Raw genomic sequence first — 13,951 nt, 5'->3', positions numbered from 1 at the left:
GAGTTAATCGAGTAATGACCCTAATAAATCCTTTAAACGGTTAGCGACTAAACATTTATTTTTCATCAATCATTATTGTTTTCTGACATGAACCCAGATAAGAAAGATTGCAGATTTTCATTGAGCTTTTCTATGCAATATCCTCCTTCGACCAGCACAATAAGAGGCTTATTTAACGCCTTAAGTTTCTGTGCCAAAGTTTTAAAGCCTTCCGTACTAACGTGACATTTGGCTTGTGGATCGTCTTTATAGACATCAAACCCTAAGACATGAACAATGACATCTGGATCAAATAATTTTAAGGTTTCTATTGAGCGATCTACATAATGAAAGAATCCCCTTTCATCAGTATCATGAGGCATTGGAAAATTGAGGTTATAGCCATAACCTTCTCCTGCACCTCTCTCGTGCTCATGACCGGCGACTACCGGATAAAAATTGATAGGGCTACCGTGAACAGAGGTGTATAGCACATCTTTGCGGTCGTAGAATATCTCTTGGATACCCTGACCATGGTGCATATCTGTATCGATAATGGCAATTTTTTGAAATTTTTGACGGAGATGCTGTGCAATGATTGCAGCATTATTTAAATAGCAAAAGCCGCCTGCCGCATTCTTACGAGCATGATGGCCTGCAGGTCTGGTTAGACATATTTGAATATTATTTTGATTGTCTTCATCGTTCAATAAATTTTCAGCAGCGTTGAGTGCTGTTTGAGCTGACCAATAAATAGAGGTCCATGAGTATTTGCCAATTGGTGCGCTACCATCGGCTTGATATTTGGCCGCTTTTGCTAAGATGCCAAGACCTGGGTTATTATTCTGAACATAAATCGTCGTCTGAACTTCCTCGCCCATCTCTTCATCTATTGCCATCCATTCATCATAAGCATGCTTTAAGAAATCAACATAATCTAAATCATGAATAGCCAAAATTGGCGCGATGCCAATATCTTTAGCAGTTGTTACTACTAAGTCTAAAGCTTCTGGTGCCTTTAATAGCTCAATCAATCGCTCAGGTTTTTCTTGAGGCTCGCGCATTTGTCCACGCGAAAAATAAGTCTTTGGATGATGAAGCTTTTGATTTTCATGACTATAGATTCTCATTCTGAACATTCCTTTGTTTCTAAAATACTTAAAAAATAATATTAAAAATTCTAATGTACTTACTAAGCTCTATATTTTTATATCTGATTGCCAATAGCCGTATATTATGATCCTTACTCATATTTCTCTAATATATGTTGTTGAAAAGTCTCCGTCAAACGTTATAAATTAATAGTATTTATAAGTAAATCTAATATCTTTTGGACTACTATATTAAGTTTGTTTATAAGCTATGTAATATATTTAATAAGTGTTTTGTACGCAGAAGATAAAACTGAAATACCTACCAGTTAGCAACAATACAAATGTTATTCAATTAGTAGAATAGAACGCGCCAATAAAAGCGTATAGGCATGATGATATTGTCATGCGCTTAATACTACTTTTGAAGAGATAAAGTAAATAATTGACAGCTTGAATTGGCTTACGAGGAAAGAGAATTGTTGATAGATTGGGGAATCATAATTACGCTACAACGTAATTCGTTACGTACAGCTCGTAAAGTACGCTGGTATCAAGGATAATTAAAAGTTATTTAAATCATATATCCGTATCGCGTGTTAGGTTTTAAACAATTAGGCCATCACAGTAGGATAAATAGCAGCATTAATTGTTAGTCAGAGTATCCAGTGATGAGATTGGGAAACACTATCCGTCCTAACGAATCTTGGGTCAGTGATATTACCTATACTTGGACAAATGAGCGCTGGTTGTATTTAGCAGGGGTTAAGAACTTATACACCAAAGAGCTGGTGGGCTTGCCATCGACAAGCGCATGACCGCTGATTTAGTCTGCCGTGCATTGAACATGGCAATTAAGAATAAAGAGTCAAGCCAAGGGTTGATTGTACATTCTGATAGAGGCAGTCAGTACTGTAGCCACGCGTGTCACAAGATCATCACGCAGCATATGCTTCGATAAAGCACCCATAGAAAGCTTCTGAGTTCATTAAAGAATGCGCTTGTGTATAACCAAGACTATAAAATAAGGTTTACAGCAATCAAAGAGATCACACTGACAGCATAGGTCAATAAAAATAGTCCACCATCCTCAAAACACAAAAAAAGCCTTTCAAGCTTTATACTTCATAGCTTGAAAGGCTTTTTCGCTCGCATGTTTTTATCTAAGTGAGCATTTTAATATTAGGATTTGCTTACAGTTTAGAGCCGCTCTCACTCTATGTTCAACATCGATTTCGCCACGGCTTCGGCCACTTTGATGCCATCAATCCCTGCTGATAATATGCCACCTGCGTAGCCAGCACCTTCGCCTGCAGGGAATAATCCTTTGGTGTTAATGCTTTGGAATTCTTTATTGCGTTTAATGCTGATTGGTGACGATGTTCTGGTTTCTACGCCAGTTAGTAAACCATCGTCAGATGAAAATCCTTTGATTTTTTTATTAAACGCTGGAATGGCTTCACGTATGGCATCCACGGCAAAGTCTGGCAGTGCTTTGCTTAAGTCGGTTAAAGTAATGCCCGGTGTGTAAGAGGGTTTTACATCGCCTAATTCTGAGTCTGGTTTTCCTTTTAAGAAATCGCCAATGGTTTGCGCTGGTGCACTGTAGTCTTTGCCGCCTAATTCAAACGCTAAGGTTTCTAGTTGTCTTTGTAAGTCGATACCAGCAAGAGGATGGTTTGGGTAATCTCGCTCTGGGTCAATGCCTACAACAATAGCACTATTGGCATTGCGCTCGTTCCTTGAATATTGGCTCATACCGTTAGTGACAACACGGCCTTCTTCTGATGCTGCGGCAACAACGGTTCCGCCTGGACACATACAGAAGCTATAAACAGAACGACCATTTTTACAATGATGAACCAGTTTGTAATCCGCAGCGCCAAGTATCTCGTTTCCAGCATTGTCACCAAAGCGTGCTTGGTCTATGGTTGACTGTTTATGTTCAATCCTAAAACCAATCGAGAAAGGCTTTGCTTCAACGTACACGCCTTTATCATGAATCATCTCAAAAGTGTCTCGGGCGCTATGACCAACAGCAAGAATAACATGGCTAGTTTTTAAGGTTTCACCACTATTAAGTGTCACGCCAGTTACTTTTGAGTCAGTGATATGCAAGTCGTCTACGCGAGTAGCAAAACGGACTTCACCACCGAGTTCTATGATCTCGGCACGCATTTTTTCTACCATGGTAACTAGCTTATAAGTACCTATGTGCGGTTTACTAACAAATAAAATTTCATCTGGTGCGCCAGCTTTTACAAATTCTGTCATGACTTTACGGCCATAATGATTGGGATCTTTCACTTGGCTATACAGTTTACCGTCAGAAAAAGTACCTGCTCCGCCTTCACCAAATTGTACGTTTGATTCTGTGTTTAATTTACGCTGACGCCAAAAGCCAAAGGTGTCTTTGGTGCGTTGTCTGACTTCATTACCGCGTTCAATGATAATAGGTTTAAAACCCATTTGAGCAAGGGTAAGTCCGGCTAACAAACCACAAGGTCCAAAACCAATAACAACAGGACGCTCAGTTAAATCTTTTGGCGCTTCACCTACATATTTGTAGCTGGTATCTGGTGTTGCTTTAACATGGTTGTCTGACTCAAATCGAACCAATAAATCATTGGTCAAATCCGAGTCGGTAAGTGTGATGTCTAGCGTATAAATTAATTGGATATTTCTTTTATTACGAGCATCATAACCACGTTTAAACATCACAAATGACGCCATTTGCTCAGCAGAAATTTTAAGTTTTGTCGTTATAGCAGTCGTTAGATCTTCAGGTGTATGATTTAATGGCAATTTAATTTCAGTTAAACGTATCATTGGTTACTCATAAACTAGTGTAGAAAACAGTCTCGCATTTTACTGGTACTGATACAAATAAGCGAATAAATATTTTACTTATGCGGGGTAAATTTGCGGATTTAGTTTGTAGTTTGAAAATAACCTCTGCCGTCAAATCCGTACAATCAAACTTGGGAGACTTTAGTCACATAACCTGACGATAATAATTAAACCACATCTGTCTTGGCAATAGATAACCCAAACCTTTTTAAGCCTAGTTCCTAGTCTCACTGCGAGCATAGCTCTTGTCTAACGTCGCTGCAAAGCAGTATTTTGCTATTCCACTTCTCATGATAATCAAGCTCACAATAGAACTCGTTATAAGGTATGGATAAGGAGTTTTAGCATGAGAAAGCGTACAGGTTGCAGAAGTGTCTACATACCTATTATATTTGAGGAATTAAGTGCTAATTTAAACGTTTTTAGATAATGTTGCTAATATTGGGTTTTATAAATAGTCCATATTCATCCATTGCTTGCTACCAGTAAGGCGAATGCTTTATTTCTTCAGCGAGAAAATCAATAAACCTTCTTTGTAATGGTGTCACCTGCTTTCGATTGGCATAAACCACATAAACACCCAAAGTTTTAGGTTTCCATTCAGGCAATAACTCAATAAGTTGGCCGGATGCAATCAAATATTTGACTGCGCCAGATGGCTGCAAGCTGATCCCGTGTCCACGTAGCGTGGCAGCAAGTAAAACCTCAGAGATATTGGCGCTGATATTGCCAGAGATAGGAACAGACTCCGGACCATTTGGCCCATCGAACACCCATGCAGACCGTCCAAAATACGCAAACGATAGACAGTTGTGATGTACAAGCGACTGTACATCTGTAGGTCTGCCACGTTTTTGTAAATACTCAGGTGCAGCGCATACGATAGAGTGGCACTCACCGATACGTCTGGCAACGACATTTGGCTCCAAGTCATTGGTGATACGAATCGCCAAGTCAATACGGGCATCAACTAAATTAACCGAGTCATCAGTGGTAAGAATATCAATCGCTGTCTGCGGCCAGTGAGATACAAAGCGACCAACCACATCCATCAAAAGGCTATCAATCAGCGAAAGGCTAGCAGTAATCCGCAACTGACCTTTTAGCTCCAAAGTATTTTGATTACGTATTTGATCCAATGAATCAGTCAATTCAAGTAACTGATACGCTACCTCAAGCGTCTGCTCACCAGGGGCAGTCAGGCTCAGACTTTTAGTCGTGCGATGTAATAAGCGTATATCCATCCAGCTCTCAAGCTCTGTCAGATAGCGCGTTACCTTAGCTCTAGACATATCTAAATTGTCCGCCGCACGGCTCAAGCTACCTTGCTCGACGATAGTAACAAACACCTGCAACGCGGTCAGCCTATCCATTTATCTATCCTCATTTGCGCGAAAACTGAAACAGTAAACGTCGAATTATAGCGTATTTAAACGAAATACAATCGAATAGAATAGCCACTAATAACGAATACCGCCATTAACGCGGTCTATTTACTCAAACAAAAATACAGGTGAATTATGAAAAAATTAATGACAGCTTCTATGGCGGCCAGTGTTCTACTGCTTGCAACCCAAACGAACGCAGCCGATCTACAACTACAAGAATATAAACCTGATAAAAATGCTATTTTCCCAGTGACTTCTGTGCTGGCAAGTGGCGAGAAAGATGCTATTTTGTTCGATGCGCAGTTTAGTGTCAAAGACGGTGAAGCATTGGTTGATATGATCAAAAAAAGCAATAAAGACCTAAAAATGATTTATATCACGGCAGGCGATCCAGATTACTACTTCGGTCTTCAGCTTTTAGTCAAAGCTTTTCCCAATGTTAAGGTAGTTTCTAGCCCTTCTATTGTTGGACACATTGAGGCGACTAAAGATGCAAAATTAGAGCATTGGGGCCCAATCCTTGGTAAACATGCACCTACCAAAATTACAGTACCTCAAACACTTGATCAGTCTACACTGACTTTAGAAGGCCACAAAATTGAAATCAAAGCGTTCGGAACCCCTCAAGCATACATGTGGGTACCAGAGTCAAAAACTGTGTTCGGCGGCGTGTCGGTAACATCAGGCATGCATGTGTGGACTGCTGATACCCAAACTAAAGAAGCTCGTAGCGCTTGGATGCAATCGTTAGAACAAATGAAGCAATTAAAGCCAAATGTCGTGATACCAGGTCACTATTCAGGCAACCTACTCAAAAAAGACTACGCTGTTGATTTTACCCTCAATTATCTAAAAACTTTTGAGCAAGCACTCGACGAGGCAAAAAGACAAGATTCTAAGCAATCAGAAAAAGTAACTTCTACCATGGAAGCAGCTTATCCAGCCTTGCCCGGAGGAAGTGATTTAGAGTTGAGCAGTCAAGTCAATACAGGTGAAATAGAGTGGTAAATATAGGACAACTATTAAGTAAAAAATACTCACATCTGGCTATGTCTATTAGTCAGATGTTAGTGTCAAGGTGCTGCCGTATGAATGCTTTGTCAAGAAGCATACGCCAGTACTTTTAATGATAAAAGAGAGCAACTTATGACAATACAATATCGTCGTGCTACGCCTGAAGACTTTTCAGCCATTGTCGACCTTTTTGTCGTCAATATGAATTTGAGTGTATTTACTACTGCCACAGATAAGCGGGTTCTAAAGCAACTGGCTACCCTATTTCTAGCTAAAGACTGTCATCATGCTACTTTTATACAAGTTGCAGAATATGGTGACATTATTTGCGGTGTGGTGATAGGGGTCACTAAATACGATCCATATAAAGCTTTATTATTCGATGATAAGCCTATTATTGATCAGATAGAAAGCAAGCTGCGCCTGTCTGAACAAGGACAACAGGTATTAAGTGATTTACAGAAAAAAGAATCGGCTGGCGCGAAACGAAAGAAAGTCGATTTTGATAACGAGCTGCAGTTTTTCTGTGTAGATCCAAATTATCGTCGCCACCGTATTGGTGCAACGTTGATTCAGGTATTTGAGACTTATCTCATGGCACAGGGCGTAACCACGTATGCACTGCACACAGACACTTTATGCACTTATCAGTACTACGACAATAATGGCTATCAACGTGTTGATCAGTATCCCAACCACCTAAACCCGCAAATAATGCACTATACCTATGTCAAACCTTTATCTTAACGAGTTTGTAAAAACGACAAATGGTTTTGACATCATAGATATACTAAGTTGGATGACTCGATCTCTTGTTACTTACCAAATATGATTTGCAGTAAAAAAGGTTGGTAACACCATATTATATGTAGCGTTACCAACCTTTTTTATTACTCTTTATCTTACTAAGGTGATTAGGTCCTGACTGGGATTTTATATAGGATCAACTAACACTCATAGTAATTTATCACCCCGCTTTGCACCTACTTCTCTATTCATAGTTTTGATTGAAAATCACCGATAGCTCATTTGCCGCCTCTTGCATAAGGGGTACATAGCTGAGCAGCTCCTCTAGACTTTTTCTCACGGTCGGCCCATGGGTAAACACCGTCGCAAATGCCTGTTGATCCCCATTAGGAATCATGACCGCACAGGCAACCATACCTGGAATAAACTCCTCATTATCTATGCCTACTCCCGTCTCACGCGTTGTAGTAATCGTTTGCATCAGTTGTTTTTTATCGGTCTGCGTTTTGGTCGTTAGTGCGTGTAACGACATTTTCTCAACGATGCGTGTACATTTCTCATCCGCTAGCTGCGATAACAATAATTTACCACTGGCACTGGCCCAAACAGGCACATGCGTGCCCGAAGGCAGAAATATTTGTAGCGGCCAATCCGACATAACGCGATCGATATAAACCACATCTAAGTCTTGTAAAATCGAAATACCTACCGTCTCCCCTATTTGCGCTGACAGCTCGTTCAGTATCGCTAGCCTTTCATTTTTAAAGTCACTGTTTTGCAATAAGTTCATGGCAAGCTTATAGGTGCGTTTTCCACAGGTTACCTTTCCTGGCAAATCTAACTGCACAAACCCAAGACCCTGCAGTTGATCCAATAGCCGATACATACTCGGCACAGGCACTTCTAATGTTTCTGCTAAATCGCTGACACTCATTGGCCGTTGCGAGCTGGCCAGTACCTCTACTATCTGCAAAACGCGCTCAACACTTGAGCCCTTCTTTTTAGTATTACTCATTGTTTGGTTTAAACCTCTGGCTGACTCGCAGCAAATAAATTTATTTATTATAACGATAAAATTTACGCTTTTGCGTCTTGCTATTACAAAAACATTCTGTTACCTTTCACATATCGATAAGATATTTATCGTTATGTGAATTTTATATCTAAGCGCTATACACTTTTGTGAATAGTCCGTACGACGATTGAGCTGCCTACTACGCTTATATCTGAAGTCATTAATTCAAGGATGAGTCACTATGTCACACAGTATCCTGCTCCCAAGAACGATGGAAATTGGACGCGATGCCTGCCAAAAGCTGCCAGCAATATTGGCCAGCTTAGGGGTAAAAAAACCCCTTATTATCACTGACGAGATGATGGTTAAACTCGGCTATGTCGATAACATTCAAACCATTTTGAAAGCAGCACAAATCAATGCCGATGTATTTTCAGATACGGTGCCAGAGCCTACTGAAAGCTCTATTGAGGCTGGCGTGTCTCAAGTACAAGCACAAGATTACGATGGTCTGATTGCCTTAGGTGGCGGAAGCCCTATCGATAGTGCAAAAGCCATTGCTATTCTAGGAAAATTTGGCGGCGTGATTCGCGATTATAAGTTTCCTCGTCAAGTGGACGAAGCAGGCTTGCCTATTATTGCCATACCGACGACGGCAGGCACAGGATCAGAAGTGACACGCTTTACCATCATTACCGATGAGGCTAATAATGAAAAGCTGTTGTGCGTGGGTATGGGGTTTATGCCTGTCGCAGCCATTATCGATTATAGCCTCACGCTCAGCGTACCGCCTCGTACTACCGCAGATACGGGTATCGATGCGATGACCCATGCTATCGAAGCGTATATCAGCCCTAAACGTAATGCCTATAGCGACCAACAGGCGCTCGCAGCCCTACGCCTCATTGGACCCAATATCCAAACGGCTTATCACGACGGCAAAGATGAAACCGCCCGTGAAGCGATGATGCTGGGCTCTACCTTGGCAGGTATTGCGTTCTGTAATTCTTCGGTTGCGCTGGTACATGGTATGAGTCGTCCGATTGGTGCTTTTTTTCATGTGCCGCATGGCCTATCGAACGCGATGCTATTGCCAACCATTACAGAATTCGGCATCTCTAGTGCGCCTGACCGTTATGCGGACTGCGCGCGTGCCTTAGGCATAGCGGATCATAGTGAGACAGATGATCAGGCCAACGTCAGCTTGGTCCATTATCTAAAAAGCTTAAATGATGAGCTTCATGTTCCCACATTGGCACAGTTTGGTGTCCAAAAAGCAGATTTTGATGCGCTCATAAACACAATGTGCGAGCAAGCATTCGCATCAGGTTCACCCAATAACAACCCTCGAATACCTACCCTAGAAGAAATGGTTCAACTCTATACCTTGCTATGGAATGACAACACTGTTGCTGAGAGTTCACTCAGTTAAAACAGCCATCATTTACGATTAACCCACTAATTATTCACACGTTTAAAGGAATTAAACTTATGCAAACGATCGGACATTTTATTAACGGCAGCTTGTCAAATAATGACAGCCAAACTCAAGATGTTTACAACCCATCAACCGGTGATGTGAGCAAAAAAGTCGCTTTGGGTGGTGAAAAAACAATCGGCGAAGCAGTCGCTGCGGCTAAAGCGGCTTTTCCGGCATGGAGCAAAACCTCGCCACTAAAACGCGCGCGCGTCATGTTCAAATTCAAAGAGTTGTTAGAGCAAAATGCGGATGAAATCTGCAGACTGGTTGGCGAAGAGCACGGGAAAATCGTACACGATGCGGCAGGCGAGCTACAGCGCGGTATTGAAAACGTCGAATATGCATGCGGCGCACCTGAGCTGCTCAAAGGCGAGCACAGCCGTAATGTGAGTACCGATATAGACTCTTGGAGTGAGTTTCATCCATTAGGCGTCGTCGCTGGTATCACACCATTCAACTTCCCTGTGATGGTGCCACTGTGGATGTTCCCGATGGCCATCGTGTGCGGTAATACCTTTGTATTAAAACCGTCTGAGCGTGACCCAAGTTCCACACTTTTCATCGCGCAGCTTTTACAGCAAGCGGGCCTACCAGATGGTGTCATCAACGTCGTAAATGGTGGCAAAGAAGCCGTTGATGCTATTTTGCATCATCCAGATGTTAAAGCCGTTAGCTTTGTGGGCTCAACCCCTATCGCTGAATACATCTATACCACAGCCGCTGCACAAGGCAAACGTTGCCAAGCATTAGGCGGTGCAAAAAACCACGCGATTGTCATGCCAGACGCAGACTTAGACAACGTTGTGACCTCATTATTGGGTGCGGCTTTTGGCTCATCAGGAGAGCGTTGTATGGCTCTGTCTGTTGCAGTTGCGGTCGGTGATGAAACGGCTGATAAGATGATTGCGGCTCTACAGCCTGCTATTAAAGAGCTAAAACTGGGTCTTCATTCAGATAAGAGCAACGACTTTGGCCCTGTCATTACAGCAGCGCACAAATCTAAGATTTTAGATTACATCAAAAGTGCTGCCGAGCAAGGTGCAGAGCTGGTCATCGATGGCTCTGATGCTGCACCAGAAGGCAATGAAAATGGATTTTTTGTAGGTCCTACTCTGATTGATCATGTCACCAAAGAGATGCACAGCTACGAGGCAGAAATTTTCGGTCCCGTGTTACAGGTTATGCGTGTGCAGACCATGGCCGAGGCAGTGCAACTCATAAACGATCACGAATATGGTAACGGCACCTGTATTTATACGAGAGATGGAGAAGCGGCGCGTTACTTTATTGATAACATTGAAGTCGGTATGGTTGGTGTCAATATTCCACTACCAGTACCTGTAGCGTCTCAAAGCTTTGGTGGCTGGAAGCGTTCATTATTTGGTGACTTGGCCATGTACGGACCAGATGGCGTGAGATTCTTCACTCGTCGTAAGACCATTACGCAGCGCTGGCCTAGTGCGGCATTGAGAGAAGAAAAACAGTTCTCTATGCCAACTTAATAGCACTGCCTTTTCAAGGCGCTAGCCTTTAAGAACACTACATTATAAAGTCCTTACTTTTTAAGCGCACTGCATGATCAGTGCGCTTAAAAGCAGTCGTTTGTATTCAAAAAATGCTGCTTGCTTCTGACTCTCTCCATTAGTGGACGACTGGCAAGTGCTCTGACTGAATTCTAATTTTTCATAGTCGTACCATAAAATTCTAAGGATAGATAACTATGCGAGAAACTTTTGAATTGCCATTACTGGGTGTCAAAGTCATCGATTTTGGTCAATATATTGCCGGTCCCGCTGTCGGTATGATGCTTGGTGACTTAGGCGCAACCGTGGTTCATATAGATCCGCCATCAGGCCCAAAGTGGCACAGTCCAGCCAATGCGGTATTGAATCGCAATAAATTGATGTTAACACTCGATCTTAAGACGGATGAAGGCTTGGCACAAGCTAGGCAATTAATTTTAGAAAGTGACATCGTTATCGAAGGCTTTCGCCCTGGAAAAATGGCAGAAATGGGATTAGATCTGGTCGCGCTACGAGAAGAGCGTCCGCAGCTGATCACGCTGTCAATCCCTGGATTTGCATCAAACGATGAAAATCGCCGTGAGTTACGTGCCTATGAAAGCATTGTGGCAGCGAGCTCGGGCGTGTTTACTGACATGGGTTTAAACCGTGTGCTCATGGGCATTAACCCATCGTTCTCACCCCTACCACTGCCCTCTGCTTATGGCGCAATGCTAGCAGGTTCTTCAGTTGTTTTTGCACTACAAGCACGCGAAAACACAGGACTTGGCGATGCCATTGAAGTTCCACTTGCTGCGGCTGTCATGGAAGGCCTTTGTTACAACTCAATCGATATCGAAAACTTACCTGAACGCTATTTGACCCAACGTGAAGTTGAGATTCAACGTCGCCGCGTTGAAGGTATTCCCATGAATATGGACTACGAATCGTTGCAAGAACTGCTAGATCCTTTTTACCGCAGTTACATGTGTAAAGATGGCCGTATGTTTTACGTGGTATGCCCTAGCCATAAACATCACGCCAAGCGTTGTTTGCAAGTATTGGGGCTATACGACGAATTACTTGAGGAAGGATTGACTGAGGAAGACGATACTTATTTGCCTTCTAGTCAGTGGACATCTGATACATCGCTTGGGGTTTATCCCATGCCAAAACATTGGGCAGATCGTATTGCCGAAAAAATGAAAGTGGCGTTTTTATTACGTACATCAAAAGAGTGGCAGAAGATTTTTGGAAAACGCGGCATACCTGGTGCACCGCAGCGTTGGCTACAAGAGTGGATTCATGATGATCATGCAGAAACAACAGGACTCATGATCGAAGTTGATGATCCCACTTATGGCAAGATGATTCAGCCAGGACCAATTGTGTGGTTAGAAGAATGTGGCGAGTTGATGTTACAACCAAAAGCACCGCTGCCTATCGACTTTGAAGGTGCATTGAAAAAATTAAAGGCAATCAAAACCAAGTTGCCTTCAATCAATAATGTTGATGAAAAAAGCGGTTGGTTAGACGGTATTAAAGTACTTGATCTTTGCAACGTCATTGCAGGCCCGCATTCGGCCTGTTATTTGGCGCGTTTTGGTGCAGAAGTTATCAAGCTTGATTCTGCTTCTCCATTATACGACAGCTGGAACACCGTCATTTATGGTATGTCTCAAATGGTCGGTAAACGCTCCATACTTGCTGATATTAGCAAGGGCACAGGACGAGAAGTGTTTGAGAAGTTGGTTCGTTCAGTTGACGTTATTGTTTGGAATGCAACAGACACCCAAATCAAAAAAATGGGCTTGGATACTGAAGGCTTAAAAGCCTTAAATCCTGACGCTATATTCTGTAAGCTTGATTGTTTTAGCGGTGTCCGTAAGGGTCCGAGTAGTGATTTCATAGGCTATGACGATGTGGTACAGGCGTCTACTGGCATCATGTTGCGTTGCGGCGGTGCTATGGATACTCCTGAAGAACATGCACACGTTGGTACTATTGATGTCATGTGCGGCTTTGGCGGCGCCATGAGTATTGGTGTGGCGCTCTATCAAAAATATCGTACAGGCCGCATTGGACGTGGCCGTACCTCATTGGTTGCCAATAGCGCCCTACTACAAATCCCTTATTGCTATGATTTTGAAAAACGCGGGTTATTCAATGAGCCCTCAGGTCGTGAAACCAATGGCCATGATGAATTGACGCGCTTTTACTATACCTCTTCAGGGAACTACTTGTTATTAAACGCGTATGAAGTCGATGTAAAAAACTTCGAAAACGTTGAAGACTTACAAGGTTTCAGTGAGCTGGATAAAAGTGAACGTGCCGCTTTCTTGTCTAATATTTTTCAAAAAGCGCCTGCTCATGACTGGGTAGAACGTCTGCAAGCTGCCGATATTGCGGCTGTCGTCTGTGCGGATATCAATGCATTACGTGCTGAATACAGCCGCATAGCAGATGGCACACCAGGTACTGACAATGGTAGTTATTCTTTTTCAATTTATGAAGATCATCCAAGTGGTCATACGGTGACACAGCTTGATCCTTATGCTATTCGTCCGTCGAACAGCATCGTGTATGCACTCTCTAGACCTGAAAAATTTGGACAATCCACCCGTCAGATCATGCTAGAACTTGGCTATAGCGAGGCAGACATTGACGCCAGTATTGCCAGTGGTGATTTGAGTGATAGTTGGAGTCAAGAGTTTTTACCAAGTTAAATAGGCAGTGTCATCAGTTGGAGTGCCCTGCTAACCATGATGCAAGTTGGTTTGTATCTGGCTGATGACACGCCCTGAATGATAGGGGTTAAGCTGCTCGAAGGACAGTGCAGCTTGATGCTCATTTGAGCAAAAGGAAAACCATCTAAAGGATTAGAT

9 protein-coding genes and 1 pseudogene are annotated in these 13,951 nt (G+C 42.5%); 6 read left to right on the top strand and 4 right to left on the bottom strand.

Features of this window, described 5'->3' with window-relative positions; all coding sequences use genetic code 11:
• Positions 1 to 65: 65 nt before the first annotated feature.
• Positions 66 to 1,109, bottom strand: a complete 1,044-nt coding sequence (locus IOD06_RS00110; protein WP_194618408.1) for a histone deacetylase family protein — start codon at positions 1,107 to 1,109, stop codon at positions 66 to 68.
• 653 nt (positions 1,110 to 1,762) lie between these two features.
• Between IOD06_RS00110 and IOD06_RS00105 the strand changes: the two are divergent.
• Positions 1,763 to 2,121, top strand: a pseudogene (locus IOD06_RS00105) (DDE-type integrase/transposase/recombinase); the annotation flags it as partial.
• A 161-nt stretch (positions 2,122 to 2,282) separates the two neighbouring features.
• Here IOD06_RS00105 and IOD06_RS00100 read toward each other — a convergent pair.
• A complete protein-coding gene (locus tag IOD06_RS00100; RefSeq protein ID WP_194618406.1) occupies positions 2,283 to 3,899 on the bottom strand; it encodes an NAD(P)/FAD-dependent oxidoreductase in 1,617 nt (538 codons plus the stop codon).
• A gap of 500 nt (positions 3,900 to 4,399) precedes the next feature.
• On the bottom strand, positions 4,400 to 5,293 hold the full coding sequence (locus IOD06_RS00095) for a LysR family transcriptional regulator (protein WP_194618404.1): 894 nt from the start codon (positions 5,291 to 5,293) through the stop codon (positions 4,400 to 4,402).
• A 147-nt stretch (positions 5,294 to 5,440) separates the two neighbouring features.
• On the opposite strand from IOD06_RS00095, the gene IOD06_RS00090 reads away from it, so the two are divergent.
• Positions 5,441 to 6,316, top strand: a complete 876-nt coding sequence (locus IOD06_RS00090; RefSeq protein WP_194618402.1) for an MBL fold metallo-hydrolase — start codon at positions 5,441 to 5,443, stop codon at positions 6,314 to 6,316.
• Between the two features lie 138 nt (positions 6,317 to 6,454).
• On the top strand, positions 6,455 to 7,069 hold the full coding sequence (locus tag IOD06_RS00085; RefSeq protein WP_194618400.1) for a GNAT family N-acetyltransferase: 615 nt from the start codon (positions 6,455 to 6,457) through the stop codon (positions 7,067 to 7,069).
• A gap of 244 nt (positions 7,070 to 7,313) precedes the next feature.
• On the opposite strand, the gene IOD06_RS00080 is transcribed toward IOD06_RS00085, so the two are convergent.
• Entirely contained in the window at positions 7,314 to 8,084 is a 771-nt protein-coding gene (locus tag IOD06_RS00080) for an IclR family transcriptional regulator (protein ID WP_194618398.1), read from the bottom strand.
• 241 nt (positions 8,085 to 8,325) lie between these two features.
• Here IOD06_RS00080 and IOD06_RS00075 point away from each other — a divergent pair, with 241 nt between their 5' ends.
• From IOD06_RS00075 to IOD06_RS00065, 3 genes are all read left to right on the top strand, one after another.
• Positions 8,326 to 9,516 (top strand): iron-containing alcohol dehydrogenase, encoded by a 1,191-nt coding sequence (locus tag IOD06_RS00075; protein ID WP_194618396.1) that lies wholly within the window; start codon positions 8,326 to 8,328, stop codon positions 9,514 to 9,516.
• 59 nt (positions 9,517 to 9,575) lie between these two features.
• Positions 9,576 to 11,066 (top strand): CoA-acylating methylmalonate-semialdehyde dehydrogenase, encoded by a 1,491-nt coding sequence (locus IOD06_RS00070; RefSeq protein WP_194618394.1) that lies wholly within the window; start codon positions 9,576 to 9,578, stop codon positions 11,064 to 11,066.
• Positions 11,067 to 11,284: 218 nt separating this feature from the next.
• A complete protein-coding gene (locus IOD06_RS00065; RefSeq protein ID WP_194618392.1) occupies positions 11,285 to 13,792 on the top strand; it encodes a CoA transferase in 2,508 nt (835 codons plus the stop codon).
• Positions 13,793 to 13,951: the final 159 nt, after the last annotated feature.

It is taken from the genome of Psychrobacter sp. N25K4-3-2 (assembly GCF_015351755.1).
GTDB lineage: Bacteria > Pseudomonadota > Gammaproteobacteria > Pseudomonadales > Moraxellaceae > Psychrobacter > Psychrobacter glaciei.
The sequence above is the reverse complement of the archived record's forward strand: the minus strand, read 5'-3'. Positions and strand labels throughout refer to the sequence as shown.

Excerpts from the sequence above, each read along its gene's own strand:
- IOD06_RS00110 (WP_194618408.1), bottom strand. The coding sequence starts at position 1,109 with ATGAGAATCTATAGTCATGAAAATCAAAAGCTTCATCATCCAAAGACT.
- IOD06_RS00100 (WP_194618406.1), bottom strand. The coding sequence starts at position 3,899 with ATGATACGTTTAACTGAAATTAAATTGCCATTAAATCATACACCTGAA.
- IOD06_RS00095 (WP_194618404.1), bottom strand. The coding sequence starts at position 5,293 with ATGGATAGGCTGACCGCGTTGCAGGTGTTTGTTACTATCGTCGAGCAA.
- IOD06_RS00090 (WP_194618402.1), top strand. The coding sequence starts at position 5,441 with ATGAAAAAATTAATGACAGCTTCTATGGCGGCCAGTGTTCTACTGCTT.
- IOD06_RS00085 (WP_194618400.1), top strand. The coding sequence starts at position 6,455 with ATGACAATACAATATCGTCGTGCTACGCCTGAAGACTTTTCAGCCATT.
- IOD06_RS00080 (WP_194618398.1), bottom strand. The coding sequence starts at position 8,084 with ATGAGTAATACTAAAAAGAAGGGCTCAAGTGTTGAGCGCGTTTTGCAG.
- IOD06_RS00075 (WP_194618396.1), top strand. The coding sequence starts at position 8,326 with ATGTCACACAGTATCCTGCTCCCAAGAACGATGGAAATTGGACGCGAT.
- IOD06_RS00070 (WP_194618394.1), top strand. The coding sequence starts at position 9,576 with ATGCAAACGATCGGACATTTTATTAACGGCAGCTTGTCAAATAATGAC.
- IOD06_RS00065 (WP_194618392.1), top strand. The coding sequence starts at position 11,285 with ATGCGAGAAACTTTTGAATTGCCATTACTGGGTGTCAAAGTCATCGAT.